This is a genomic window from Pseudovibrio axinellae (assembly GCF_900110875.1).
GTDB classification, from domain to species: domain Bacteria; phylum Pseudomonadota; class Alphaproteobacteria; order Rhizobiales; family Stappiaceae; genus Pseudovibrio; species Pseudovibrio axinellae.
Genome location: NZ_FOFM01000003.1, coordinates 303922 through 329433, shown reverse-complemented (window position 1 = coordinate 329433; position 25512 = coordinate 303922). Strand labels below are relative to the sequence as shown.

Genomic DNA, 25512 nt, shown 5'->3' with positions numbered 1-25512 from the left:
ATGAACACTCCGGCAAACTATGTCCTTACCCTTTCCTGCGGCGACAGAAAGGGCATTGTTGCAGCGGTTGCGAATTCAATCGCCTCTCAAAACTGCAACATCTGCGAAAGCGCTCAATACGGCGATCCAGAGACTGACCGTTTCTTTATGCGCATATCCTTCCATGCCCCTGATCGAATGACCAAAGAGCGGTTTGAAGAAGGCTTCGGCCCTGTCGCGACAGGCTATGGTTTTGACTGGAAAGTGCATGATCTTTCCAAGAAGCCGCGTGTTCTGGTCCTTGTTTCGCAAATGGGGCACTGCCTGAACGATCTGCTTTACCGCAACTCCACCGGTCAGTTGCCGATGGATCTGGTGGCTGTAGCGTCTAACCATACGAAGTATCAGGCACGTGTTGAGCACGAAAAGATTGCGTACCACTATCTTCCTGTGACGAAAGAAACCAAAGCAGAACAGGAAGCGCAGATTGTTGATCTGGTGGAGCGGGAAAACATCGACCTTGTGATCCTTGCGCGCTACATGCAGATTCTTTCAAATGACCTTTGTGAGAAGCTCGCTGGTAAGGTGATCAATATCCACCATTCTTTCCTGCCAAGCTTTATTGGTGCAAAACCGTACCACCGTGCCCATGCACGCGGCGTCAAGATGGTTGGTGCGACAGCTCACTACGTTACAGCTGACCTTGACGAGGGCCCGATCATTGAGCAAGACGTAAGCCGTGTTGAACATTCCTATTCGGTGAACGAACTCATTGCCCAAGGGCGTGATACGGAAAGTCAGGTTCTGGCTCGTGCTGTCCGCTATCATCTGGAGCACCGAATTCTCCTGAACGGTGATCGTACCGTGATCTTTAAGTAGGATTTGTCATGACTGAGGCTCTTATTTTAAACGGCAAAGCTATCGCGGCATCTGTGACTGACGAAATCACAGCACGCACTGCACGTCTGGCAGCAGAGATCGGCGTTAAGCCAGGTTTGGCCGTTGTGATTGTGGGTGAAGATCCTGCCAGTCAGGTGTATGTGCGCAACAAAGGACGCACCGCAAGCGCATGTGGCTTTAACTCAATCACACACACCCTGTCGGTTGATGTGAGCGAAGAAAAGCTGCTGGCACTTGTCGCGGAGATGAACGAAGACCAAGCTATTCATGGTATTCTTGTTCAACTCCCGCTGCCTAAGCATATTAGCGAGAATAAGGTCCTCAACCTCATCAAGCCTGAGAAAGATGTTGACGGGTTCCACCCTATCAACGTCGGCCTTTTAGGCAGTGGCAACACTGACCGCGCTTTGGTGCCATGTACGCCAGCAGGGTGCGTGCTGCTTACCAAACGTGCTCTCGGCGCTGATCTTTCTGGTAAAACAGCTGTGATTGTTGGCCGCTCCAACATCGTTGGCAAACCTGTTGCCCAGTTGTTGTTGCAGGAAAACTGTACGGTCACGATTGCTCATTCACGTACCAAGGATCTTCCTGATCTGGTTCGCGGAGCTGATATCGTGGTTGCAGCTGTGGGACGCCCTCAGATGATCCGCGGTGATTGGATCAAAGCTGGTGCCACTGTGATCGACGTGGGTATGAACCGTATTCCTGCACCGGAAAAAGGCGAAGGTAAAACACGTCTGGTGGGCGATGTGGCCTATGACGAAGCGCTTGGGCATGCTGGAGCAATTACACCAGTCCCCGGTGGCGTTGGCCCAATGACAATCGCGATGTTGATGAGCAATACAGTCACCGCTGCGCGTCGGCTGCTGGGCCTTACCGAAGAGCCACCGTTGTTTGACGCGCTGAACAAATAAACTGGAATTTAGACTCCATAAAAATCAAGCCCCAAAGTGACGAGCTTTGGGGCTTTTTTGTTTTCATAGGCCGATGCATATCTATACCGGCAGGCGTTAACAGCGCTTACGGCGCAGTGTCTCCCAGCAAACGCCGCGAGGCATCTTCTTTAAAGCCCGCATTCATCTTCTTTACAAAGGATGCCTGCCAATTTTGCGATAAAGACGGAATTTTGGAGAGTTCCTCAGCGACGGCGGCATCAAGCTTTGGGTTAAACCTTGCTTTAATGAGCTTTGCCAGTACCCATTGGTCATGGGGGCGCTCAATAACCGACATTGTATCGCCGGCCTGCACCATTCCAGCCTCTATGACACGGTAGTACCAACCCGTGCGCCCGGTTTTTTGGAAACGTGCTGCCATTTGCGGAAGATCAGTATGCAGGGATAGCTTCCAACAAGGTTGCCTTCCCTGACAGATTTGCACCTTAGCAGTACCCATGGTGAGTACATCCCCCAAGCACAAATTGTTTTCATCGAGACCGCGGGACGAGATATTTTCTCCAAAACAACCTGGCTGGAAGAATTCCGCTTTTTCTGGAAACTCCTCTCGCCAAGCTGACATGTGATCAGCAGAATAATGATGCAACGCTTTTTCCGGGCCGCCATGGACCGTCAAATCGGCCTGTTCATCTCCCTCAAAACCAGTTTGAGTAAGTTGTAGGGGCCGCTCTGCCAAGCTTTTGCCAATAGCGGACGGGCTCTTCCCCTCCCATCGGTGCTTCGCAGCACCGATGTATAGGCCCAAAATTTCTGCTGAGACGTTCATTCCATTCCTTAAGCGCTAATTACTCAGTTTTTCAGCCATAATTTGAATGGTTTTAACATAGACACCAGCACGGTTCCAAGAGCGGATCACACCATAATTTGATGTGCCAGGGCCCCATGGCTGGCCTTTACGCCATCCGTAGGAATTAAGGAAGTGTGCGGTGGAAGCCAATGTATCTGCGGTATTGTAAAGCAAGTCACGCTTGCCATCACCGCTATAATCAATGGCGAATTTAATATAGGAGGAGGCAAGGAACTGTGTTTGACCAAGTTCTCCGGCCCAGGCCCCTTTCATCTGGCTTGGATTCAGGTCACCCTTCTGCACAATTAGCAGAGCATTATATAACTCGTTGCGGAAAAAATTGGCTCGACGACAATCATAGGCAAGTGTTGCCAGAGAACGAAGCGTACTCATATTGCCGATGCCACGGCCATACCCGGTTTCAAGGCCCCAGATAGCGGTGATAATTTCACGCGGTACGCCGAACTCGTTTTCGATACGCGTGAACAGCCCATTGTGCTTCTTCATCAACCGGCGGCCCTTGTTGATGAGCGCATTGTTGACACGAAGCCGGTAAAACTCATCGAAACTGAGCTTGAAGGATTTCTGGTTACGGTCATACCCAATCACCTTACGGTTATAGGTTACGCCGCTGAGTCCCTTGTTCAAGGTTGACCGAGAAATCCCTTTGGACTGCAACGTCTTTTTGTAAGAGGCTAGCCAGCTATCAAAGCCTGCGCCGGTATCACCACATGTGGCAGCTTGAGCGGAAGATACTCCTAGCAACATGAGCCCTGCGCCAAGTAATAGGCCGGCTTTTCTGGTTTTTGACTTCACCCTACAAATAAATGATTCGAACACCACAAACTCCTGCGTCGTCACTAAGCAATTTTGTTAGTTTTGATGAATAATATTAGGCAAATTAGCGGATAACTGAAAATTTTTGCAGTCCTAATATATTCATTCGCATTTTAACCTTGATCCTATCTCCGGCATGTGTCCAACTAAAGATGGTAGATAGAACTGTTTTCAACATGCCTGATCGTTTCAGACAACCTATAGGCGCATAATTAAGGACAAGCTAACACCAGGCTGGACTTATGTAGGGGAAGGTGTGCTCTTTGTCTCTGACCTCGACGGGGTGTGTCTTCAGGTTAGGATTTTTTGCTGAAAACAGACTTGGTGACCGGGCAACACAAAGGTTTCCCATTGGGAGTAAACGGAGGAATGGGTATGAAATCCATTAAAACCATCGCTGCATCTGCAGTATTGGCTGCTGCAATGAGCACAACTGCTATGGCAGCGGACTTTAAACCTGCAGTTATCTTTGACATGGGCGGCAAGTTCGACAAGTCATTCAACGAAGCTGCCTACAATGGCGCTGAAGCTTTTAAAGCTGAGACTGGTATCGAATACCGCGAATTTGAGATCTCCAACGCTTCACAGCGCGAGCAAGCTCTTCGCAACTTTGCCCGTCGCGGCATGAACCCTATCGTAGCGATGGGCTTTGCGCAGGCTGCTCCGGTTGAAAAAGTTGCAAAGGAATTCCCTGATGTACACTTTACGATCGTTGACGCTGTTGTAGACCTGCCAAACGTACGGTCTGTCGTCTTTAAAGAGCAGGAAGGGTCTTACCTTGTTGGTATGATGGCAATGCTTGCTTCACAGAGCGGTAAAGTTGGCTTTGTTGGCGGCATGGATATTCCGCTGATCTCCAAGTTCTCCTGTGGTTACAAGCAGGGCGCACTGGCCACTAATAAGAACGGTGAAGTCTTCGCAAACATGACTGGCACCACACCATCTGCCTGGAACGATCCGGTAAAGGGTGGCGAGCTTGCTAAGTCCCACTTTGCACGTGGTGCAGATGTGATCTTCGCGGCAGCTGGCGGCACTGGCCTTGGTGTTCTTCAGGCAGCCGTTGATGAAAACAAACTGTTTATCGGCGTTGACTCCAACCAGAACCACCTGGCCGCTGGCAAAGTGCTGACCTCCATGGTTAAGCGTGTTGACGTTGCAGTTTCAAAAGCATTCATGGATGCTAAAGACGGCACCTTCACCACTGGCATTCAGGCTCTTGGCCTTGCCGAAGACGGTGTTGGATACGCAATGGACGAAAACAACGCGTCGCTTGTAAATGCTGAAATGGCTGCTGCTGTAGAAGCTGCTCGTCAGGACATCATTTCCGGTAAAATCCAGGTTCATGATTACATGAGCGATATGTCCTGCCCATACTAAGAGATCCTAGTGTGTTGGCTTAGGCCGTACATGAGCCCCCGCCTGAATTCAGGCGAGGGCTTTTTTGTGTTTCAGCCCAGCATCGGCCTTGGGGTTTGTATACCTTCAAGATGTTCAATGGACGCTTTCAGAAGAAATATTGCCTCTTCAAATTGCCCTTGGTGCCTGATCGTGGACAGGCTAACACGCAATGCGTTGACATCCGTGCGCTGCATTGCTTGGAAGTTGCGATGTGGCAACACCTCCACCCCTCTCAAAAGAGCTGCCTGCGCCACCAGCTCCGCACTTTGCTGTCTTGGTAAATGAAGCCAGGTAAAGAGTTTTTCCTCGCCGCCCTGCAATACGTTTTGCGGAAACATCTTTTGCATAAACCTATAACGCTGCCTCAGAACATCGCGTTTTCTTTGCAGTGTTTCATGCAGTTCCCCGCCTGTAATCCATCTGGACACAATCTCCACATTGAGCGGAGCTGCCATCCAAGTGCTTTCACCAATCGCATTGGCAAAGGCCGTTTTGACCGGGTTGGGAACATGAATATAACCGGTGCGCAACCCTGCTGACATGGCTTTGGACGGGGAACCGATCAGGACTGTATTCTCTGGCAGGAGCTCCAAAAAGCTCTTCTGCTTGTGAGAGATAAAGGGTGTATAGGGGTCATCTTCTACGACCGTGAGGTTGTATTTTTCAATGACACCAGCCAGCTTTTGCCGTTCTGTATTGCTCAAAGTGTGCGTGGTTGGGTTTTGCGCGTTAGGTATGAGAAAGATGCCGCGGATGTCCTGTTTCGTGCAGGCTTGTGCTAAGGCCTCGGCAGACATTGCCCCCAACTGACCGTGCTCATCGCGTTCAGCTGCAATGGGTACAATTTGCAGGCCCAACGCCGGCAAAAGAGACAGGATGGGAGGGTAAATCATCTCGTCTACCGCGATGGCATCACCACGGTTAAACATGGCCAACATAGCAAGCTGAATGCCGTGTTGCGCTCCACATGTAACCAGTGTCTGGCTGGCATTGGCCGGTGCACCATAAAACTCATTGAGGAACTGTGCCCCTATCTCCCGATGACGCGGCGTGCCTTCAGAGGGACCGTATTCATTGAAGGAATTGACGTGCGGCCCCTCGCTCAATTCCCGCAGCATTTGGCCAAGGTCCGGGTTCAGGTGTGCCAGGCCCAAATTGCGTGCCAGGTCATAGCTTTGAATGCCTTGTGTGTTTGGCATCAACATCAATGGTGCATGGACCTTGGCTGTTTTGGCAATGAAGGTTCCCCTGCCGGTTTCCCCCCTCACAAGCTTCTTACGCTCTGCCTCAGCATAGGCACGCGTGATGGTTCCAAGCGTCACCCCAAGTTGATAAGCCAGCTCGCGCTGAGGGGGCAACCGGTCACCTTCCACAAGGCGGCCTGCTTGAATATCCTGTTCCAAAACCCAAGCAATACTTAGGTATTTCGGGCTAGTAAGCTTATTGGGGTCAGGCTTCCACATTGTACTCATAACAATAAAACGATTGATAGATACGATTGATACAATAATCTAACACACCTTACTAATTGTATCAACTTACTGGAATATCACAATGGATTGGGCAACCCTCAGCGCATTCGCTATCTTTGTAGCCATCATGACCGGAACCCCTGGACCGGGAAATCTCACCTTCATGGCGATTGGTGCCAGCGCGGGGTATCGCACCGCCTTTCCGGTCATTATCGCGTCGCAGATTGGCAGCGTTGTGCTGAACATCTTCGTTGCTTTCGGATTGGGGCAACTCATGGCCCGTGGCGGCCCGCTTGTCACCGTTTTCAAGTTCGCATCCATGGCCTACATGACGTATCTGGCGTGGCGCATTGTGCAGCTGAGCATCAAGCCCAAAGGTGAAGTGACTCTGCCAACATTTTGGGAAGGTTTGCTTATTCATCCACTAAGCCCGAAAACATGGGCTATGAGCCTTGTCGCCTTTACCAGCTTCTTTGCTGCCAATGGTTTGGGGCTACTTGAGAATACCGCGGTGCTGACCGCTGGCTTCCTACTCGGCGGTTTGATCTCGCATAGCATGTGGGCGATGGTGGGTGTTTCAATTCTAAAAGTCATTGGTGAAGGGGCTTTGATGCGCGGCATTACGATTGCAATGGCTCTTGCCATGTTGGCTGCTACGGCCTGGTCACTGCTTCTTTAGAGATGTCACTGGTGGCGTGATCCAAGCGCTGCCAGTGCTTGTTCCAACAGGCGCTCCATTCTAGGCCGGTCCGCCTGTTCCATTATGCCAATGATAGGCGCGTGTGTTTTGCCTTCATGGTCTAAAATCGCCGCACCACGGGCGAACTCCCCTCCCGTCTCAACAAGAACGCCACAAACAATGGTTCTGGCGATCACTTCTGGGTCCAAAAGAGCTGCTGCGGTCAAAGCAGCGGACAAGACCAGAAGATCCTCATGGTACCATGTCCTGCCCCGCTCTCGCATTAAGGCGCATATTTGCTGAGCAAACATTGCAGGGTCCGTGTCCCCCAATCGTTCAAACATACTGTCGGCCACAGTTCCAGGGATTGCCGCATGGAGACATGGTTCCCACGGAACAAGCGTTGTGTTGATGGTTTGTGAGAGGACGACTTTTGCTGCTTCCGGATCGCAAAGAAAATTAAACTCCGCGGCGGGAGTAACATTACCTCTGCCGTGGCATGTGCCGCCCATGCTCCAGATACGGTCAATACCTTGTGCAAGATCAGGCTCTTCACGCAGCACTTCTGCCAGGTTTGTCAAAGGCCCAATTGTTAGGATTTGGAGTTTTGGGCCACCCATGACAGCCTTGCGCAGAACGTCACGAAGGACACGATGTGCGTCCTCCTCGGACACGTAAAGATCATGTTCGGGACGCTCTACCCCGCCTAAACCATCTTGTCCGTGCACATAGGCTGCATCAATCCTCTCTCCCGAAATTGGGTCAGCAGCCCCTTGGTGAACGGGGATAGCAACCTTACACAGAGCCACGACATCCAGAATATTCTGCGTTGCCTGCTCCACATTGACGGCACCAAACGTGGAGGTGATGAAGTCAATTTGCTTTCCAGAGCCAATCAACATCATGATCGCGATCGCATCATCGATCCCGCCATCACTATCGATTGCAAAAACATAATTATCCGGCACGCTACTCTCCCGGTACACTTCAATGGCAACGTCTTTTGAACGGTCAGGTTTAGTTTCAGCATTCTAAGGTGATGAGCAAGCCCCTCGTTTCCTCAGGGTAAAGCGGCAACTTGCAACACCCTACCCAACTCACGATACCACGAAGGAATGCCCAAATGGTTGACCGGAATTTTCATCGCGTCGTATGACTTGCAATATCCCCCCCAGGGGGATAGGATTGATGAATGACACAAACACACAAGCACACGTCTCATCAAGGTGTTGTTAATCGCCTGAAGCGCGCTAACGGGCATTTGAAGTCAATCATCGACATGATTGAGGACGGGCGCCCATGCACTGAAATAGCCCAACAAATTCATGCGGTTGAGCGTGCAGTGATCCAGGCGAAGAAAACTCTGATTTACGACCATCTCGATCATTGCCTTGAAGACATGGTTGACAATCAGGAGGCAGCTTCCGGCCAAACGATTGAAGAGTTCAAGGCAATCTCCCGTTACCTGTAGGGGATCAGGCCTTACAGTCACCATGAGGGTTAAGGAGTTCAAACGTTGCTATCCGTCCTTGCGAACCGGACCTACCGTCACCTCTTTTTCGCGCAAGTCATTTCCCTGTTTGGGACTGGCCTTGCTACAGTTGCTCTGAGCTTGCTGGCCTTCAACATCGCCGGTGACGAAGCTGGTTCGGTGCTGGGTACGGCGTTTGCAATCAAAATGGTTGCTTATGTGGGACTTGCTCCAATTGCTGCTGCTTTGATTGAGAAGTTGCCACGACGTGCAGTGTTGGTCGGGCTTGATCTTATCCGCGCGGCTGTCGCGCTTGCCCTGCCGTTTGTCACAGAGATCTGGCAGATCTATCTGCTTATCTTCTTACTGCAATCCGCCTCGGCAGCGTTTACTCCAAGTTTTCAGGCCGTTATTCCAGACGTGCTACCAGATGAGAAAGACTATACCAACGCTCTCTCGCTGAGCAGGCTTGCGTATGATCTTGAAAACCTCCTCAGCCCAACCATTGCTGCGGCTTTGTTGCTTGTGATCGACTTCCAAGCTCTGTTTGGTGGCACAGTTCTTGGCTTTATCGCCTCAGCGGCGCTGGTTGTATCTGTCACTCTACCAAAGCTTAAAACAGTCAAGAACCAACGCACGTTCAAACGCACGACACAGGGCACGCGCATCTATCTGAGTACACCTCGTCTGCGCGGTATGCTCTGCGTCTACCTTGCAGTTGCTGCTGGTGGAGCGATGGTGATCGTCAACACGGTGGTAATTGTCCAAGGAACATTTGGCCTGCAAGCAGATGACGTGGCTGTCGCTTTGGCCTGCTTTGGCGCGGGCTCCATGATTACTGCGCTTAGCATGCCCAAGGTGCTTGAAAGTTTCAAAGACCGAAGCGTCATGATTTGGGGCGCAAGCCTGATGGCAATCTGCCTGAGCCTAGGCTTTATGCTGAACAGCTACACACAGCTGTTGCCACTTTGGTTTATCATGGGTCTTGGTTACTCTGCAGCGCAGACCCCTTCCGGGCGCGTCCTGCGGCGCTCAGCAAGCGGAAGTGATCTGCCTTCCGTCTTTGCCAGTCAGTTTGCGCTCAGCCATGTCTGCTGGTTAATTGGCTACCCACTGGCTGGTTGGGTTGGCTCCAGTTTTGGCATTCCGGCCAGTTTCATGATTCTAGCCTTGCTCGCATGGATAAGCGTCTTTGCTGCATTGATGTTGTGGCCAAGAAAAGATGCAGTCAAACTGCGTCACTCTCATCAAAACCTTCCCGACGCAGACCCCCATTGGGCGAAAGGCGTCGATAAGGTCGGCAAGAGCCACGTGCACGATTTCAAAATTGACGATCTGCATACAAGGTGGCCAAGCAGTCTTTAGAACGGGAGAGCCACTTAAACCCGTCCCAAACGCTTGGCTATGGGCCAGGTAATCTTAGTTTGCTGGTTCGGGTCGCCCCACAAGCTGGCAAGCTCCTTAGAGAATTCGCCTAATATAGCGCCCTCGCCTGCTTTTGTGGCTGCCCTTATCGATGACCAAGTGCCCACATAACCAAGAAACTGTTCCAGCGTCCAATTCCGTTCGATAGACAATGAAGGATATTTTATAGCCTGAAACGGGAACTCAAAACTGGCATAACCATTATCAACGTGCTTACGTTCAGGTGGCCAGTAAGGACCGATCTCGTCATAATAGAACTTGCCAAAGCGCTCGTTGCACTTGGCCTCATCGATCGCAAGCACACCATAACTGACAAGAGCCAGCACAGCACCTGGAGCAGCAATCCTTTCGACTTCCTCATAGAAGCGCGCCAGGTCAAACCAGTGTGCAGCCTGAGCTGCAACAATTAGATCAACGCTCCCGTCATCTGCCGAACACTGTTCAGCTGGCTCAACAGCAAACCGAATATTGGATGCAGGCACGGCATTATCAATTTGTGAGGCACTTACATCTGTTGCCAGAACCTGTTTGAAGTGGTTGGCGATCAGTTTAGAGAACTGACCAGTCCCGCAGCCTAGATCCAAAGCCGTGTTGTGTTGGCGACACTGTAAGGCAAGGAACGTTGCGAGCTCTGCAGGATAGGTTGGACGATATTTTGCATAAGCCCCACCAGCCGTTTGGAAATGCGATGCAGCTACGTCCTTAGGTTTCATGCGCCAACTCCTTTTGAGGATGTACATGAGACTAACAAAAAACGCGGCCCTAACAAGGGGCCGCGTTCAATAACTCTCACGTGCTATGTGCTTAGTTCAAAGGAGAAAGAACGATCTCCACGCGGCGGTTCTGCGCGCGGCCCGCCTCTGAAGCATTGGATGCAACCGGGTTGGTCAAACCATAGCCAGCTGCGGAGATGCGGTACCCATTCACACCCTGATTAAACAAGTAGCTGCTGACGGAGTCTGCACGGCGCTGAGACAGCTGCATATTAAACTGTGCGGAGCCAGTGTTGTCGGTGTGACCATAAATGTTTAAGCGGGTCTGCGGGAACTCTTTGGCCACCAATGCAACGCTGTTGAGGACCTGCATCGCGCGCGAGGAAAGAACCGCTTCGCCAACGCCGAATGTCACGTCATTTGGCATATTCAGTACGATCTGATTACCGTTACGTGTGACTGAAACACCACTGGACTGGAGTTGCGAGCGAAGCTTTGTTTCCTGCCGATCCATGTAGTTGCCGATTCCGCCGCCAATCAGACCGCCAGCTGCAGCTCCAACCAGAGCGCCTTCTACGCGTGCACTTTTGCCACCAGCGACAGCACCAATGATCGCGCCCGTTGCCGCACCCAGACCTGCTCCGCCTGCCGTGTTCGATATGCGAGACTCACCTGTATATGGATTGGTCGTGGTACAGGCTGCAACAGAAACGCCAAGAACGATTGCAGTGGCAGCGTACATTAGTTTTTTCATTGATAATTCTCACATGGTATTTTGAAGGCCAGATGAAAAGCAGCGAATCTGGCCTTGCCTAAAACATTGGCCCCATCAAAAACCACTGAGCGTTGAATACAAGTGCATAGGGCCAGTGTGTCCCTGCATTCCACTGTATTTATCGCTAAAACCAGCCACTTCTTTAGGTTTGTGACTGCTGTCACACAATTCCTCTCAGAATTAAACAAAGCATTTTGACACCCCCAAATTTGCCACATTTTCGACAATTCTTTTTAAAGCATGCTGCTTAACCCGTTTTTTTCCAAAAAGGCGAACACTAAAGGAAGCGCGAAACAAACAATAAGGCGGGGCTCCATGAAAACGGTATTGGCACTTGCTTTCGGTATTTTCTGCACGACCTATGTATATGCACAAGGCTTAAACACAGATGGGCAATTGCTGTTTGCACCGGACAAACCGGCCCCTCCAGAGCAACCGTGCATCACTCTAAGCAATAAAAAGATTCTGTGCGGCCAAGCCGACAAAGACGGAAGCCAGCTCCTAAGCGTTTTTAAAGGCGTCCAATACGGGCAAGCGGACCGCTGGCAGTCTGCTAACTTATTCGATGAATATATGCCCAACGGATATGAAGCGTTGCAATACGGGGCGCGCTGTCCTCAGCCAATCGCGAAGCCCAAAGACCCAATTCGCGGCGAAGAGAACTGCTTATACCTGAACATTTGGGCGCCAGCCGAAGCCATCAAGAACCTCAGTAAACTGCCCGTCATGGTGTTTTTCCATGGTGGCGGCTTCACATCTGGCGGCGCCAACAAAACCTATCATACCAAGGATGGCAAACTCATCGACCTTTACGCCGGGAAAGCGTTTGCATCTGACCAGAATATTGTTTTGGTCACCGTGAATTACCGGCTTGGAGTTTTAGGTAGCTTGGCTACGAGCGGCCCTACAGGGCAGGAACCTGCCAACGGTGGCAATTACGGTCTTCAAGATCAACAGGTTGCTCTGCAATGGGTACAAAAGCATATCAGCTCATTTGGAGGCGACCCGACCCAAGTCACGGTATTTGGTCAAAGCTCTGGCGCTATGATGGTTGGGCTGCATATGTTTAGCGCTGACAGTTCTAAGGGACTATTCCGCGCCGGAATTATGCAAAGTGCCGCCGCAGCTTACCAATACCGCAATAAAGAGGAAGGCCGCGATCTCTTCCATTATTATCTTAAGTGTTTAAGGGCTGCTATCAGCAATCTTGAGGCTGCTGAATGCGAGGTGACCGCGCAGCTTGACGACCTTGAACAAGCAACGACGCGGCAAATTCTCGTCGCACAGGGACTGCTTCGCAAAACAGTGGCAAAGAAAGCCCTTTTCCGAAGCGCTCTTCCCGGTAGCATTTTATTTTCACCGATCATTGATGGGAACTTTTTAAAGGCACAGCCACACGTGCAGCTGCAAAAAGGCTCGGACATGCCTTTAATGCTCGGGGTCAATAAAAATGAGGGTGTGGGCCTTGCAAACCGTATTGATGCGGCTGGCAAGCTCAACGCGGTGACATTCAACGCTATTTTAGGTCGTGACTTTGAAAACGCGAAGCTGATCATCGACCGGCCTAGCTATAACGTGCAAACTCCTGCCGCACATGGCCTTCGTCCTAAGACACCAGCGACCGCCCTTTCTAACCTGATTGGAAATTTCGCTTTTGTTTGCCCAAACACGTCGGCAAATATTGAAGCGCAAAAACCGAACACATCTACATGGTTCTATTATTTTGTGCAGACGTCTGTCGCAAATATGCAAAAACCACCGACTGAACCGGGAATCAACAACACCTGCGGGCCACATAATGAATGGGATAACTCATGTCATGGCTCTGAGTTGCCGTTTGTGTTCAACGCCCTGCCACCAGAAGCGACACAAGATGACAAAGATCTAGCGGTCAAGATGAATGCACTTTGGGCCCAGTTTGCCAAAACACCTGGAGAAGGGCCATCAAAAGATTGGAAACTTTGGAACTGGCCAGAAACCGGCAACCCAGCCAACTTCAACCTACTGAAAGGTGCGGCCAACAAGGAGACTTATGACGGCCTCTTCGAGCGATCGGACTGCACATTCTGGTTGGGTGAAATCATAGAAAAAAATGCGAATGCCATCCTCATTCCAAAGCAGCTGCAATTGGAATGAACCAGCATATCATCTTGATTCCTAGGGAAAAGAACTGGCAGGCAGATGGTACAGACGAGTGGGTTCGAACCACCGACCTTCGGAGCCACAATCCGACGCTCTAACCAACTGAGCTACGTCTGCTTGCCAGTGGCGCGGAACATAGGTTCAATTTTTCAGGTTGGCAAGTCCCTTGAAACATCAAAATGGAAAAAGTCCACAGCACTGATGAAAAATCGGCACCTAAAGCGCGTGTATAGGTGTTTTCACTCAGTTTTTCAGTGGCTTAAACACAAAAACCTCCCGCATGAGCTGCAAATTACAATGCAACACAATCGGGAGGATATGTGCGGTCTTGAAAAAATTTAGCTGTAATTATGCCAGCTTCATGTCTTTCATAGACTTGTCGAATGTTTCTTTTGCAGGCTGAGAGATGCTGGTTGCAAATTTTGTTGCAGATTCCTGCATGTCTTTCACTTGCGCGCTCACTGCATCGTATTGTTTACGATTATAAGCCGACTGAAGTTCGATGGCTTCGGAAAAGCTTGTCACACCAAACATATCGCGGATGTGCGAGAACGCTGCTTCAGAATTATCTTTTGCAGCATCTACAGCTTTGAGGTTCATTTCCATCAAACCGTCACGAGTGACTTCAATGGTTGAGCCGAGCATTGCTGTTGTCTCTTCAGAAGCGGATTTCACTTTGGCGTAACCCTCACGAGCTTGGTCTACACCCTTTTCGGTCATTTCCTGAATAAATGCAGGTACTTCCATCTTATTCATAGCAAACACCTCGTTTTCTAAAGTTTTGGAGGCCTTCGAAGTTTTTTCTCCAGCCTTATTCTGAGTCTTCGCAGTATCGTTTTTCGCAGTAGTCATCGGTATTGCTCCTTGTCGTCATGGGAGGAACATAAAGGATCCTGAGCGAGAGCATGTTCTCACCTAAGGTCAACTTACATCTAATATAGGAGGGGTTTTTGTGCGTTGCAACATGTTTTTGCAGTGCAACATATAGAACTTTGATAAGCTGCTGAAACGAAGAAGAAAACTTTTTTAAATCGGCGCTTGGAATATGAGATTGGCAAGCGTGAGCCTCATGCTTGCCTAGGAAAAAGGCGAGGTTTCGCCTCATTCCATCATTCAATTATCATAGGTCAATACATGGGTGTAGAACCCTAAGATTTCAGGAATCACTTGCTTTTTTGGCTGCGTCTTTGACGGTGCGAGCAGCCTTTTCGCTCATTTCGCGCATTTGGGCTCCAGTCATCTCCATCTGCTTTTGCAAATATTCCTGCTGAAGTTTTACGATATCTTCCATGTCGCGAGCTTTAAACATGCTCTGTGCGAGCTCAAATGCGGAGCTTACATTTTGCTCTGCGAAGGCAAGTGCATGGCGGTGCAAATCGGAGGAATCCTCCTGCATTGTGCTAGATGCCTCCTCCATACTTGCAACCGTACTTTCGGTCGCATCCATAAAGTTATCAAAGGCCTTGCGTGCCTGATCGATACTGCGATCAGCAAATTCTCGCATCTGCTCTGATACTTCAAAAGGAACTTTTGTATCTACCATGCTCAAGCCTCCACCTTTCGTGATTAATCTTCCATTTTCATAGCGGAAAGGGACTGTTCCCTCCCCTATTTGCAACTCTTTTACTCTGACGTGACAATGCTATACTTAACCATAGGGAAAGGGAATAGGAGCTTAGACGAGCACCTCGATTTACGGTAGCTTAAGTATATAAGGATCGGGGGGTGAATAATTGAGTGGCTTGCACCTATTGTAATTGACAGATGCAAACTTGAACCCTCATTTGGTAAAGTCTAAGCCTTTATCAGGATTTAGCCTTTGAAAAGCCAAGTGTGTGGGTTGCCATGAAAGGCAAGCTCTGGTTTTTCAAAGCTTACGGATAAGGCAGCACGGGGCTATAATTGACAAAATGTACCCCTTATAAATTGAGGCAGGTTTCTTTAGTAAGCTTACAGCAAGACAGCTGAAGTCGCTTACATGCCCGTTTCAAACTATATATCATTTGATAGCACCGGCGGTATTGTGCCCTAGTGTCTGTGAAAGAGAGTAGATTGTGTTTCTCAACCATCCCCTTCTTGGGAAACTTTCAGAGTAAGGACCGAGATCGTGGCTGACTTTGTCTTTAAACGCCGACAACGGCCAATCCGCTTCACATGGGAGCTGGATCGTGACGGCTGCTTTCGCAGTTTCTCCAAGGAGTTTGCAGAGCTCCTGGGCCCGCAAGATGTTGCCTTGATCGGCCTTCCGTTTGATGCTGTTCGTAAAAAGCTGAAAATGGGAAAGATCCCTGCTCTTTCTAAAGCGATCAAAAAGCAACGTGCTGTGACTGGCGCTACAGTGCTTTGGCCGGCCTGCAACACAGACAAAGTGGTGCCGCTGGACCTTTCTGTTCAACCAGCAGAAACCGAGACAGGCGACTATGACGGCTTGCACGGTTTTGGGGTTATTCGCAGTGTTGATGCAAAACAATCCGATGAACCAGTCGACCCGCTTGCAGCCCTGGCCAAATTAAGGGCAGCGTTACAGGCTGAGGGCGCTGAACTGGAGAGCGCACCTGTTGAAGTTGTTGCTGAGGATCAACCTCCCTCCGAACTGACGCGAGAGCACAATCACAGCGACCGTATTGTGCAAGATGGGCTAGAGCCCATTGAAGCCCTTAATGAGACTGAAGAGGCACACGTTGGAGAAGTTCTCGACTCTCCTTTAGAAGACGGCATCACCGCTCCTGGCTTTTTACAGAGCGAGCCTGAGCTCCCCGAGCTGATCATCGACTTCAATGAGGAAGACGGTGAGGTTGATGAAGAAAATGGTGTTTCCGAAACGACGGATCAGGAGCGCAAGGACGATGCTGACCTTGCTGAAGAAACACTTGCCGGTGTTGGAGAAGAACCAGCGGAAGACATTGAGGCTGAAGCCGAACTGGCTGTTGAGACTCTGTCTTTACCGGTAACATCTGACTCCGTGATTGAAGAATCTGAGCCCGAGCTTCTGCAAGAGGAACAACTCGAAGAGAGTGAAGGTTTTCTCCAACTGACTGATGCGGATGTCCTTCATGATGTGACAGATCCTCTTGAAGTTTTCAGGGGGGTTGAAACAGTTGAACAGGATACCGTAGCCTTAGATACTCGCTCGGACCAAGGTGAAGCGGTTGGTGTAAACGCTCCTTCTGAAGCCTTTGCCGAGGAAGACCTGTATGCCTTTGAAACCGATTTGGCAGAGCCGGAACCCTTTGCGCGTACGGCACCCAAACCGGTTAGCCCGGTACCGACGAATCCAGAGCCAACCAGTAAAGACGATTTTGAGCGCGCGATTGCAAACTTACCGAACGCGCCCAAAAAGAAAAATAAGTCCGGTCCACGCAGTCTTGCAGAACTGACGAGCAGCATCGTCCGGTTGGTTGATAAGCACCCTGTATCTCGAGAAAGCACCGGACTATCCAAGCCCGAGCGCGACGCGTTTGACAAGATCGCGCGTGCATTGGGCGCGGAAAAAACGAAGGAACCGGTTTCTGTCCGCACAGAAACTCAGGCACAAGAACCTGTCTCTTCTACACCTGAGGACACTGCCGCCCTTGCAGTAGCCCAAGTGGATATTGCGGAGACAGACCAAGTTGATATTCCAGATACTGCGCCAGCTGCGGGTAATATTATTTCTCTGCCTGCAGACCCTGTCACTCGCGATGAGAACGATGTCCTTGAACCAAAAGAAGGCAACGTTACTCACGTGGTCCTGCCGCGGGTTCCACCAGATATTGAAGAGGCTGCTGAACGCGCACGCGAGAAAACAGGGCGTATTCCAGATAAGCCAATTGTCGAGCCAATAGACCCTCGCTTACTGGATCGCCTTCCGATTGGTGTAGCCGTTGTTCGGGACCGCGATGTTGTTTATGCAAACGACACTCTGCTTGAGCTGCTTGGGTATGATCGCTTTGAAGCATTAAATGAAGCAGGCGGCCTTGAGGCGATTTTTGCAGAGCCAGAAGAATGCCCTACACCAAGCCCACAGACTGTGGACCGGGTGGTGCATGTGCGACTTGCTGAAGGCGGCGTACTTTCTGTCGATGCCCGTATGCATGCTGTCCCTTGGAGCGGAACGCAAGCCTTGATGATTTCCGTGGTCGACAATGGCGATCGTCAGCCGGATACAGATGCTTCCAAAGCACCTGTGAAAACACTACAAAGCGACGTACCTGTGGTATCTGATGCCCAGATGAAGCAGTTGCGCACCCGTGTTGATGAGCTGGAGTCCATGCTGGCAACAGCAACAGACGGCGTGCTGGTGGTGGACCGGAGAGGCATCATCCGAAGCGCTAACCGGTCAGCCGTGGCCCTCTTTAACGCTGGCGAAGACGATCTGCTCGGTGCTCCGTTTACCGATTTCCTGGCAGAAGAGAGCCATGCTTCTGCGTTGGATTATCTGGATGGGCTGACTGCCAACGGCGTGTCGAGTGTTCTTAACGATGGCCGAGAAGTCATTTGCAAAACACTGGACGGCGATATCCTCCCGACCTTCTTGAGCATGGGACGCGTGAACCGTTCTGACGAAAAACTGTTCTGCGCCGTTCTGCGCGATATTACTCAGTTTAAACGAGCAGAAGAAGAGCTTGTCAGTGCGCGTTCTAAGGCTGAAGACGCCAATGCACACAAGTCAGAGTATTTGGCAAAGATCAGCCATGAAATTCGCACACCACTTAACGCAGTCATCGGTTTTTCTGAGGTGATGCAGGAAGAGCGTTTCGGCGAATTGGGGAATATGCGCTACAAAGAGTATGTGCGCGATATTCATCGCTCCTGCTCTCATATGCTGATGCTGGTCAATGACCTGCTTGATCTAGCCAAGATTGAAGCTGGTAAGGTAGAGCTGACATTTGAGGCTGTCTCCGCTGCTGACATAATTAATGAATGTGTAGCTCTTTTGCAGCCGCAGGCGAACGAGCAGCGGATCATTATACGCGCAAGTACCCCTCTGTCTGTTCCAAAGATTGTTGCTGACCCGAAAACTCTTCGCCAAATCACACTGAACCTGCTTTCCAATGCGATTAAATTCAATCGCTCCGGTGGTCAGGTGATTGTCTCTGTTGTTCTTGATCCGAATGGTGAAGTTCATTTGAGAATTAGAGATACTGGTCATGGAATGTCCAAGAGTGACCTTGAGGCGGCACTTCAACCGTTCCGTCGCCTTAACGCATCGGCTTCCACTGAGGGGTCTGGCCTTGGTCTTCCATTAACCAAAGCTCTTGTGGAGGCGAACCGCGCTTCGTTTTCAATAAATTCTGAAGAGGATGAAGGTACGCTGGCTGAAGTCACCTTCCCACCTCAGCGGGTTCTCGCCGAATAATGCGCTCCTGTGGTGGCCTGACCATCGCGGGAGATCGGAATGCTCACACTAGCTGCTTTGGAAGAAGCCTCGCAAGAGTTGCGGCCCTTTATTGCGCCAACAGCTCTCTACAGCTGGCCCCTGCTCAATGATGCATTGGGGTGCGAGGTCTTCGTTAAGCACGAGAACCATGCACCGACAGGCTCGTTTAAAGCACGCTGCGCCCTCCTGTACCTTCTGCGGCAGTCAGCACGCCATATAAGTTCAACAAGCTTTGTGACTGCAAGCCGCGGAAATTTCGGGATTGGGATTGCGTGGGCTGCAAGTATATTGCAACTTCGCTCCGCAATCATTGTCCCTCAAGGGACCTTCAAAGAAACCGCTGCAGCAATCCAAAGCTATGGTGCGTTCATGATAGAGCATGGTGCGGACTTTGAAGAAGCCCACGCCTTTGCTTGCCAATTGGCAGAGGATTCTAATCAGGTATTATCCCCCGGCTTCGACTATGACCTCGTCGTCGGTGCAGCCACCTATGCACTTGAGATTTTTCGGGCAATAAAAGACCTCGATGCGGTCTACGTGCCTGTTGGTCTGGGCACCGGTATTTGCGGGTTAATCTCAGTTCGTGACCTGTTTGGGTTAAAGACAAAGATTATTGGCGTCGTGGCACAAGGCGCTGATGGATGTGCGCGTTCAATTGAAGCTGGAGAATATGTGCTCACCCCTTCTGCGAATACTTTTGCAGAGGGAATTTGTGTGCGCGGACCTGACAGAGACGCTTTCGCTTTGATCCGTTCTGGTGCTGAACGCGTCATTCGGGTGAGCGATGATGAGATCGCCGAGGCTATTCGCCTGCTTTACCGGACCACACACAACACCTGCGAGGGCGCTGCAGCGGCTGGCCTAGCCGGGCTTCGCAGCGAACGCTCCCGTTTAAAGGGAAAGAAAGCATCCTTTATTTTGTGCGGCCAAAACATAAACCAGGCCTGGATGACACGTGTGCTGCAGGGAGAAACGCCGACCATGTAATCAAAACGCGCGACACCACTTCCTCGTTTCCAACCCGTATAGCCCGACAAAGCCCGCAATGTTTTCAACAAGGCTGAGTTTTTTAGTTAAGTTAAATTTCCTGCTTATCTTAAGCGCAATTGAAAATCATTCGCAATTGCAAACGGATAGCCCCATAAAAGCTGAATCTGCCAGTTTAGAATGGTTCTATCTCATTGTTTTTACGAAGTTTATTAGTTGACAAAAAAAGTCAACTTTCCGATATAACGGGAAATGTTATTTGTTTGCAGACGCGTACAAGATCACTCAGGAGGTTTTCCGATGAAGTCGTTGCTCAAGGGAATCGGGTTGGCTGCTGCTGGTTGTGCACTTGGAACCAGCGCAATGGTTGCCTCGGCACAGGCAGAAGGCGAAGTGAATGTCTATTCTTACCGCCAGCCAGAACTTATCCAGCCGCTTATGGAAGCTTTCACCGAAAAAACCGGTGTCAAAGCAAATGTAGTGTTTGCAAAGAAAGGCCTTGCTGAGCGTATTCAGGCTGAAGGCAAAAACTCTCCAGCAGACGTACTCTTGTCAGTAGACATTGGTCGTTTGCAGGGCGCAAAAGACCTTGGCATTACTCAACCAGTCATTAGCGATGTGATCAACAACAACATCCCTGTGAACCTGCGTGATGCAGACAATCACTGGTTTGGCCTGACCACTCGTGCCCGTGTGATCTACGCGTCCAAAGACCGCGTTACACAAGACAGCATTACCTATGAAGAGCTGGCAGACCCAAAATGGCGCGGCCGAATTTGCACCCGCTCTGGTCAACACGATTATTCCATCGGTTTGTTTGCTTCCATGATCGCCAACAAAGGCGAAGCAGAAGCACAAAAATGGCTGGAAGCTGTCCGTGATAACCTTGCACGTAAACCAACCGGAAATGACCGTGCGCAGGTGAAGTCCATTTTCGCAGGCGAGTGCGATATCTCCTTGGGCAACACCTACTACATGGGTAAAATGCAGACGAACACCAAAGATCCAGAACAAAAGGATTGGGCTGCATCAGTACGGATTCTCTTCCCAAACACCGAAGATCGCGGCACTCATGTGAACATCACAGGTATGGTTCTGGCAAAGAATGCGCCCAACAAAGACAATGCGCTCACTTTGATGGAGTTCCTTGCATCTGACGAGGCACAAGCCATCTACGCAGCGAAGAACTTTGAATACCCAGTAAAACCTGGCGTCCAAACTTCTGATCTGGTTGCATCTTGGGGTTCATTCAAAGCCGACAGCATCTCTTTAAGCGACATCGCCGCTAACCGCACTAAGGCAAGTGAGATGGTTGATCTAATCGGCTTCGATAATGGTCCATCCAGCTGAATTTGAAAGATAAATTGAGTTAAAGCCATTCCATGACATCCAGACACGGACATAGTGGGTCGCCACGATACGGAACCGCTAGCCCCTCTTCGCGAGGGGAGCGGCTTCTTGCGTTTGGAACCTATTTCCTGACTGGCCTTGTGATCATGCCAGTGTTTGCAATTGTGATTATGGCGATCGGGTCCTCTGGAAACCTTTGGCCACACCTGATCTCAACAATTCTTCCACGTGCTATTGCGACCACTTTTCAACTGATGGTCGGCGTCGGGTTAATCGTTTTTGTTGTTGGAGTGAGTACAGCATGGCTGGTTACCATGTGCCGGTTTCCTGGACGGCGCTGGTTTGATTTGGCATTGCTGCTGCCGTTTGCTGTACCAACTTATATCATTGCCTTTTCCTATGTTGAGCTGCTGGACTACACCGGACCGTTTCAGAGCCTAATCCGCGATGTTTTTGGCTTTAAAACCTCCCGAGATTACTGGTTCCCTGAGATCCGTTCTCTTGGCGGGGCAATGTTTGTTATGGGGTTTGTGCTGTACCCTTACGTTTACCTGAGTGCGCGTGCATCCTTCCTTATTCAGTCTGCTTGCGCGCTGGATGTTTCTCGCACGTTAGGCGCTGGCCCTTTCCGTTTATTTTGGAAAGTCGCGCTGCCCTTAGCCCGCCCAGCAATCGTTGTTGGTGTCACACTTGCGTTAATGGAGTGCCTGAACGATATCGGCGCTGTCTCCTTCTTCGGGGTTCAGACGCTCACGTTCTCCGTTTATGACACTTGGCTGAACCGCTCCAACCTCACCGGCGCTGCTCAAATCGCGACGATCATGCTCGTGTTCGTGCTGGTTTTGATGTTCATCGAATATTATGGCCGCCGGAAACAACGCTTCCACCAGTCCACCGGAACCTATCGCGCCTTGCCAAGCTATGAGCTGAAAGGCATGCGTGGGTGGGCAGCTGTTGTGGTTTGCGCGCTCCCGATCGTCCTGGGCTTTGTACTTCCGGCACTGCTGCTGCTCAGTCGCGCAAGTCGCCGGGTTGAAGACCTGTTTGAGCCAGCTTTGTGGGCTGCTGCCGGTAACACACTCTGGCTTGCTGGTGTTGCTGCGGCGGTGTCCATTGCCATCAGCCTTACACTTGCTTATCGCCGCCGGTTGTTCCCAAGCAACGTCACCACATTTTTGGGCCGCGTTGCTTCAATAGGTTATGCAGTGCCAGGAACCATCCTGGCTGTTGGCATTCTGTTTCCGGTTGCTGCGCTGGATAACCTCATCTCTGAAAGCGCTAAGGCGCTGTTTGGCTTTGGGACCGGTTTATTGCTGATCGGCTCTGGCACAGCTCTTATCTACGCCTACGTCGTCCGTTTCCTCGCCATGTCATACGGTCAAATTGATGGAGGGTTCGGCAAGATAACCCCTCATTACGATATGGCCTCCCGCAGTTTGGGGCACTCCGCATGGGGGACACTCGGGCGCGTGCATATGCCGTTGATGAAACCGGTGATCTTATCTGCCACCCTGTTATCGTTCGTCGAGTGCATGAAGGAACTGCCAGCGACGCTGTTGCTGCGCCCGTTCAACTTTGAGACGCTTGCAACCACAGTTTACAACGCTGCCTCCCGAGAAGCATTTGAAGATGCGGCACTGCCTGCTCTCTGCATTGTGCTGGTGGGTATTATTCCGGTGATCATGCTGGCTAAAACAAGCGCTGATACTTTCCGCGAAAAGCGCGGAAACAAACGCATTCCTAAAACCACTCGAATGGTGCCAGCGGAATAAACATCCCATAATGCGTAATTGGAAAAGCAGCGGAAATCCGTTTACCCCACCGCAGCTTTGTTATCGGATCAACCTGATCTTGAGGTAGTCATCGTTATCTTGTCGCAGCTGCAAGTTTCAGCGCCATGCCAATAAAGATAACAGAGGCAATGCGGTTCATCGCTTTTTGGGCACCCTCAGATTTGCTAAGCCGTTCGCCAATCGCGCCTGCTGCAATTGCAACGGCACTGAAGACCATGATTGTAGAAAAAATGAACACCACACCCAACTGCAAGAACTGCGGTAACACCGGGCCATAAGCCGGGTCCACAAAGTGCGGAAAAAACGATAAAAAGAAAATAGCGACCTTTGGATTTGTGATGTTCATAATCACACCACGGCGATACAGCGGCATCAATGTCGAGTGATCAACTTTATTCTGCTGCAGACGCTTTGGTTTTGCCGTGAAAGCTCCACACGCGAGATAAAGCAAGTAGCCCACTCCCAACACTTTCACCAATGTAAACGCCGTTTCTGATGCTTGAAAGATTGCCGCCACGCCAAGTGCGACAGCAGCTGTATGGAAGACCAGCCCTGAGCACAGGCCAAGCGTAACAACAAACCCAGCCATACGACCACACATAGCAGACTGTGTAAGGACAAAGATATTGTCAGGACCAGGAGCTAAAGCAAGCAAAACAGTTATTGCGAAAAAACCAGCAAGCACGTCTAACGGGATCACGTAGAATTCCATTCATTGACAATTTGAGGCGACCAATACCTCAACTTCTTTACAACACAAATATTGCCACGTACCTATACAGGGACTCAAAGCTTCTTGAATCAAGTTTAGGTCTAAAAGACCTATAAAAAAAGAGAGGGCAAATTGCCCTCTCTTGTAGGTCAACAAACGAATTGGGTTTATTCAACCAAGTTTGCTTCTGTTTTCTCTCGGATTTCGTCCATGGAGACGCCGTCAGCCAGTTCGACCACTTTCAGTCCACCCTCAACGACATCAAACACGCCAAGATTGGTTATGATGCGGTCCACGCACTTTACGCCTGTCAGAGGCAGAGCACATTTGTGCAGCAGCTTTTTATCGCCGCGTTTATTGGTGTGATCCATGATGACGACAACGCGTTTAACGCCTGCCACCAGATCCATGGCACCACCCATACCCTTGACCATTTTGCCCGGGATCATCCAGTTCGCAAGATCGCCATCTTCAGACACTTCCATAGCACCCAGAATTGACAGATCAATATGACCACCCCGGATCATTGCAAAGCTGTCAGCTGAGGAAAAGTAGCTGGTGCGATCCAGTTCGGTGATTGTCTGCTTGCCTGCATTGATCAGGTCGGCATCCACTTCGGCTTCGGTGGGGAATGGGCCCATTCCCAGCATTCCGTTCTCTGACTGCAATGCGACATCCATACCTTCAGGGATATAGTTTGCAACCAGTGTCGGGATACCGATACCAAGGTTCACATAGAAACCATCTTTTAGTTCTTTTGCCGCGTGGGCGGCCATTTCGTCACGATTCCAAGCCATGATAAATGCCCTCCCTTAAGCTTCACGGACGGTGCGCTGTTCAATGCGCTTTTCAAAAGTACCCTGCACGATGCGATCGACAAAAATTCCTGGCGTATGAATATGGTCGGCATCCAATTGACCAATCTCCACCAGCTCTTCAACTTCGACCACAGTCATCTTACCAGCAGTTGCCATCATCGGGTTGAAATTGCGAGCAGTCTTGCGGAAGATCAAGTTGCCTTCCTTGTCGGCTTTCCACGCTTTGACGATCGATAGGTCTGATTTGAGACCTGTTTCCATGATGTAGGTTTCGCCAGCAAAGACTTTGTGCTCTTTGCCTTCGGCAATCAAAGTGCCAACACCAGTCTTGGTGTAAAACCCAGGGATGCCTGCCCCACCTGCACGGATACGCTCAGCAAGTGTGCCTTGAGGGTTAAACTCCAACTCCAGATCACCGTCCAGATACTGGCGCTCAAACGTAGCGTTCTCGCCCACATAAGAGGAAACCATCTTTTTGATCTGGCGCGTCTGAAGCAACAGGCCCAAGCCAAAATCATCAACACCAGCGTTGTTTGAGATGGCAGTGAGGTCTTTTGCGCCGGAATCTCGCAACGCAATGATCAGATTTTCAGGAATGCCACACAGACCAAACCCACCTGCCATGACCGTCATACCGTCAAAGGTAAGTCCTTCCAGAGCTGCGGCCGCACTTGGATAAACTTTATTCATCTTAAACTCCCAATACATGAGTTGGTAAAACTCACGCTCCTCGTTCCCCAAAACGCAAGCAATACCGCCTTTTCATGCTGGCAATAGGACCTAACCCTACACCCGGACCAGCATCCAGCCTTTCCCTTTTGGAGAAGATAGGCAAAGCGTTCGCACTGTTGATAGACGTGTTTTTTGTCCTCGCCAAGTATTCATTATGCGGAGGCGACTATTTAGTTAGGCCATGCGGGGGAGAGGCGAGGAAAGAGCATTTCCAGCCTACAACATCTCAA

General features: G+C 50.4%; 22 protein-coding genes and 1 tRNA gene. 11 read left to right on the top strand and 12 right to left on the bottom strand.

Features of this window, described 5'->3' with window-relative positions; translation table 11 throughout:
• Both purU and folD read left to right on the top strand, forming a co-directional pair.
• Entirely contained in the window at positions 1-858 is an 858-nt protein-coding gene (gene purU, locus BMZ51_RS10060) for a formyltetrahydrofolate deformylase (RefSeq protein ID WP_068010048.1), read from the top strand.
• 8 nt (positions 859-866) lie between these two features.
• Positions 867-1793: a bifunctional methylenetetrahydrofolate dehydrogenase/methenyltetrahydrofolate cyclohydrolase FolD gene (gene folD, locus BMZ51_RS10055; RefSeq protein WP_068010050.1), complete on the top strand. Its 927-nt coding sequence runs from the start codon at positions 867-869 to the stop codon at positions 1791-1793.
• A gap of 106 nt (positions 1794-1899) precedes the next feature.
• Here the strand turns inward: folD and BMZ51_RS10050 are convergent, their stop codons facing one another.
• Both BMZ51_RS10050 and BMZ51_RS10045 read right to left on the bottom strand, forming a co-directional pair.
• Positions 1900-2598: an MOSC domain-containing protein gene (locus BMZ51_RS10050; protein ID WP_068010052.1), complete on the bottom strand. Its 699-nt coding sequence runs from the start codon at positions 2596-2598 to the stop codon at positions 1900-1902.
• A 15-nt stretch (positions 2599-2613) separates the two neighbouring features.
• Positions 2614-3387 carry a lytic murein transglycosylase gene (locus BMZ51_RS10045; RefSeq protein ID WP_208979408.1) on the bottom strand — a complete coding sequence of 258 codons (774 nt, stop codon included), beginning with the start codon at positions 3385-3387 and terminating at the stop codon, positions 2614-2616.
• Positions 3388-3831: 444 nt separating this feature from the next.
• On the opposite strand from BMZ51_RS10045, the gene BMZ51_RS10040 reads away from it, so the two are divergent.
• Entirely contained in the window at positions 3832-4833 is a 1002-nt protein-coding gene (locus BMZ51_RS10040) for a BMP family lipoprotein (protein WP_068010054.1), read from the top strand.
• Positions 4834-4904: 71 nt separating this feature from the next.
• Here the strand turns inward: BMZ51_RS10040 and BMZ51_RS10035 are convergent, their stop codons facing one another.
• Positions 4905-6317 (bottom strand): aminotransferase-like domain-containing protein, encoded by a 1413-nt coding sequence (locus tag BMZ51_RS10035; RefSeq protein ID WP_068010055.1) that lies wholly within the window; start codon positions 6315-6317, stop codon positions 4905-4907.
• Positions 6318-6408: 91 nt separating this feature from the next.
• On the opposite strand from BMZ51_RS10035, the gene BMZ51_RS10030 reads away from it, so the two are divergent.
• Positions 6409-7005, top strand: coding sequence for a LysE family translocator (locus BMZ51_RS10030; RefSeq protein WP_068010056.1), 597 nt, complete (start codon positions 6409-6411; stop codon positions 7003-7005).
• 5 nt (positions 7006-7010) lie between these two features.
• Here the strand turns inward: BMZ51_RS10030 and BMZ51_RS10025 are convergent, their stop codons facing one another.
• Positions 7011-7973 carry a nucleoside hydrolase gene (locus BMZ51_RS10025; RefSeq protein ID WP_082825722.1) on the bottom strand — a complete coding sequence of 321 codons (963 nt, stop codon included), beginning with the start codon at positions 7971-7973 and terminating at the stop codon, positions 7011-7013.
• Between the two features lie 224 nt (positions 7974-8197).
• Here BMZ51_RS10025 and BMZ51_RS10020 point away from each other — a divergent pair, with 224 nt between their 5' ends.
• Positions 8198-8476, top strand: coding sequence for a metal-sensing transcriptional repressor (locus BMZ51_RS10020; RefSeq protein ID WP_068010059.1), 279 nt, complete (start codon positions 8198-8200; stop codon positions 8474-8476).
• A gap of 45 nt (positions 8477-8521) precedes the next feature.
• On the top strand, positions 8522-9841 hold the full coding sequence (locus BMZ51_RS10015; RefSeq protein WP_068010060.1) for an MFS transporter: 1320 nt from the start codon (positions 8522-8524) through the stop codon (positions 9839-9841).
• Between the two features lie 14 nt (positions 9842-9855).
• On the opposite strand, the gene BMZ51_RS10010 is transcribed toward BMZ51_RS10015, so the two are convergent.
• Entirely contained in the window at positions 9856-10614 is a 759-nt protein-coding gene (locus BMZ51_RS10010; RefSeq protein ID WP_068010061.1) for a class I SAM-dependent methyltransferase, read from the bottom strand.
• 91 nt (positions 10615-10705) lie between these two features.
• Complete coding sequence (locus tag BMZ51_RS10005) at positions 10706-11368, bottom strand: YiaD family glycine zipper/OmpA-like lipoprotein (protein ID WP_068010063.1); 663 nt, start codon at positions 11366-11368, stop codon at positions 10706-10708.
• A 336-nt stretch (positions 11369-11704) separates the two neighbouring features.
• Here BMZ51_RS10005 and BMZ51_RS10000 point away from each other — a divergent pair, with 336 nt between their 5' ends.
• Complete coding sequence (locus BMZ51_RS10000) at positions 11705-13525, top strand: carboxylesterase family protein (RefSeq protein WP_068010064.1); 1821 nt, start codon at positions 11705-11707, stop codon at positions 13523-13525.
• 46 nt (positions 13526-13571) lie between these two features.
• Here BMZ51_RS10000 and BMZ51_RS09995 read toward each other — a convergent pair.
• The 3 genes from BMZ51_RS09995 to BMZ51_RS09985 all read right to left on the bottom strand — a co-directional run bounded on the left by BMZ51_RS09995 (position 13572) and on the right by BMZ51_RS09985 (position 15074).
• Positions 13572-13648 (bottom strand) — tRNA-His (locus BMZ51_RS09995).
• Positions 13649-13879: 231 nt separating this feature from the next.
• Positions 13880-14383 carry a phasin gene (locus BMZ51_RS09990; protein WP_068010065.1) on the bottom strand — a complete coding sequence of 168 codons (504 nt, stop codon included), beginning with the start codon at positions 14381-14383 and terminating at the stop codon, positions 13880-13882.
• Between the two features lie 304 nt (positions 14384-14687).
• Positions 14688-15074, bottom strand: a complete 387-nt coding sequence (locus tag BMZ51_RS09985; protein WP_068010066.1) for a phasin family protein — start codon at positions 15072-15074, stop codon at positions 14688-14690.
• Positions 15075-15638: 564 nt separating this feature from the next.
• Here BMZ51_RS09985 and BMZ51_RS09980 point away from each other — a divergent pair.
• The 4 genes from BMZ51_RS09980 to BMZ51_RS09965 all read left to right on the top strand — a co-directional run bounded on the left by BMZ51_RS09980 (position 15639) and on the right by BMZ51_RS09965 (position 22999).
• On the top strand, positions 15639-18869 hold the full coding sequence (locus BMZ51_RS09980; RefSeq protein ID WP_068010068.1) for a PAS domain-containing sensor histidine kinase: 3231 nt from the start codon (positions 15639-15641) through the stop codon (positions 18867-18869).
• A gap of 39 nt (positions 18870-18908) precedes the next feature.
• Positions 18909-19877: a threonine dehydratase gene (locus tag BMZ51_RS09975; protein WP_068010070.1), complete on the top strand. Its 969-nt coding sequence runs from the start codon at positions 18909-18911 to the stop codon at positions 19875-19877.
• Between the two features lie 300 nt (positions 19878-20177).
• Positions 20178-21227: a Fe(3+) ABC transporter substrate-binding protein gene (locus tag BMZ51_RS09970; RefSeq protein WP_068010072.1), complete on the top strand. Its 1050-nt coding sequence runs from the start codon at positions 20178-20180 to the stop codon at positions 21225-21227.
• 32 nt (positions 21228-21259) lie between these two features.
• Positions 21260-22999, top strand: a complete 1740-nt coding sequence (locus BMZ51_RS09965) for an ABC transporter permease (protein ID WP_208979407.1) — start codon at positions 21260-21262, stop codon at positions 22997-22999.
• Between the two features lie 94 nt (positions 23000-23093).
• Here the strand turns inward: BMZ51_RS09965 and BMZ51_RS09960 are convergent, their stop codons facing one another.
• The 3 genes from BMZ51_RS09960 to BMZ51_RS09950 form a co-directional block, all read right to left on the bottom strand.
• Positions 23094-23720, bottom strand: coding sequence for a LysE family translocator (locus BMZ51_RS09960; protein WP_068010100.1), 627 nt, complete (start codon positions 23718-23720; stop codon positions 23094-23096).
• Positions 23721-23899: 179 nt separating this feature from the next.
• Positions 23900-24529 carry a CoA transferase subunit B gene (locus BMZ51_RS09955; RefSeq protein WP_068010075.1) on the bottom strand — a complete coding sequence of 210 codons (630 nt, stop codon included), beginning with the start codon at positions 24527-24529 and terminating at the stop codon, positions 23900-23902.
• A gap of 15 nt (positions 24530-24544) precedes the next feature.
• The gene (locus tag BMZ51_RS09950; RefSeq protein ID WP_068010076.1) at positions 24545-25240 is read right to left on the bottom strand and encodes a CoA transferase subunit A; all 696 of its coding nucleotides are present in this window, start codon (positions 25238-25240) and stop codon (positions 24545-24547) included.
• Between the last annotated feature and the right edge of the window lie 272 nt (positions 25241-25512).

Coding starts and splice junctions, on each gene's coding strand:
- purU (WP_068010048.1), top strand. CDS start 1: ATGAACACTCCGGCAAACTATGTCCTTACCCTTTCCTGCGGCGACAGA.
- folD (WP_068010050.1), top strand. CDS start 867: ATGACTGAGGCTCTTATTTTAAACGGCAAAGCTATCGCGGCATCTGTG.
- BMZ51_RS10050 (WP_068010052.1), bottom strand. CDS start 2,598: ATGAACGTCTCAGCAGAAATTTTGGGCCTATACATCGGTGCTGCGAAG.
- BMZ51_RS10045 (WP_208979408.1), bottom strand. CDS start 3,387: ATGTTGCTAGGAGTATCTTCCGCTCAAGCTGCCACATGTGGTGATACC.
- BMZ51_RS10040 (WP_068010054.1), top strand. CDS start 3,832: ATGAAATCCATTAAAACCATCGCTGCATCTGCAGTATTGGCTGCTGCA.
- BMZ51_RS10035 (WP_068010055.1), bottom strand. CDS start 6,317: ATGTGGAAGCCTGACCCCAATAAGCTTACTAGCCCGAAATACCTAAGT.
- BMZ51_RS10030 (WP_068010056.1), top strand. CDS start 6,409: ATGGATTGGGCAACCCTCAGCGCATTCGCTATCTTTGTAGCCATCATG.
- BMZ51_RS10020 (WP_068010059.1), top strand. CDS start 8,198: ATGACACAAACACACAAGCACACGTCTCATCAAGGTGTTGTTAATCGC.
- BMZ51_RS10010 (WP_068010061.1), bottom strand. CDS start 10,614: ATGAAACCTAAGGACGTAGCTGCATCGCATTTCCAAACGGCTGGTGGG.
- BMZ51_RS10005 (WP_068010063.1), bottom strand. CDS start 11,368: ATGAAAAAACTAATGTACGCTGCCACTGCAATCGTTCTTGGCGTTTCT.
- BMZ51_RS10000 (WP_068010064.1), top strand. CDS start 11,705: ATGAAAACGGTATTGGCACTTGCTTTCGGTATTTTCTGCACGACCTAT.
- BMZ51_RS09990 (WP_068010065.1), bottom strand. CDS start 14,383: ATGACTACTGCGAAAAACGATACTGCGAAGACTCAGAATAAGGCTGGA.
- BMZ51_RS09985 (WP_068010066.1), bottom strand. CDS start 15,074: ATGGTAGATACAAAAGTTCCTTTTGAAGTATCAGAGCAGATGCGAGAA.
- BMZ51_RS09975 (WP_068010070.1), top strand. CDS start 18,909: ATGCTCACACTAGCTGCTTTGGAAGAAGCCTCGCAAGAGTTGCGGCCC.
- BMZ51_RS09970 (WP_068010072.1), top strand. CDS start 20,178: ATGAAGTCGTTGCTCAAGGGAATCGGGTTGGCTGCTGCTGGTTGTGCA.
- BMZ51_RS09965 (WP_208979407.1), top strand. CDS start 21,260: ATGACATCCAGACACGGACATAGTGGGTCGCCACGATACGGAACCGCT.
- BMZ51_RS09955 (WP_068010075.1), bottom strand. CDS start 24,529: ATGGCTTGGAATCGTGACGAAATGGCCGCCCACGCGGCAAAAGAACTA.
- BMZ51_RS09950 (WP_068010076.1), bottom strand. CDS start 25,240: ATGAATAAAGTTTATCCAAGTGCGGCCGCAGCTCTGGAAGGACTTACC.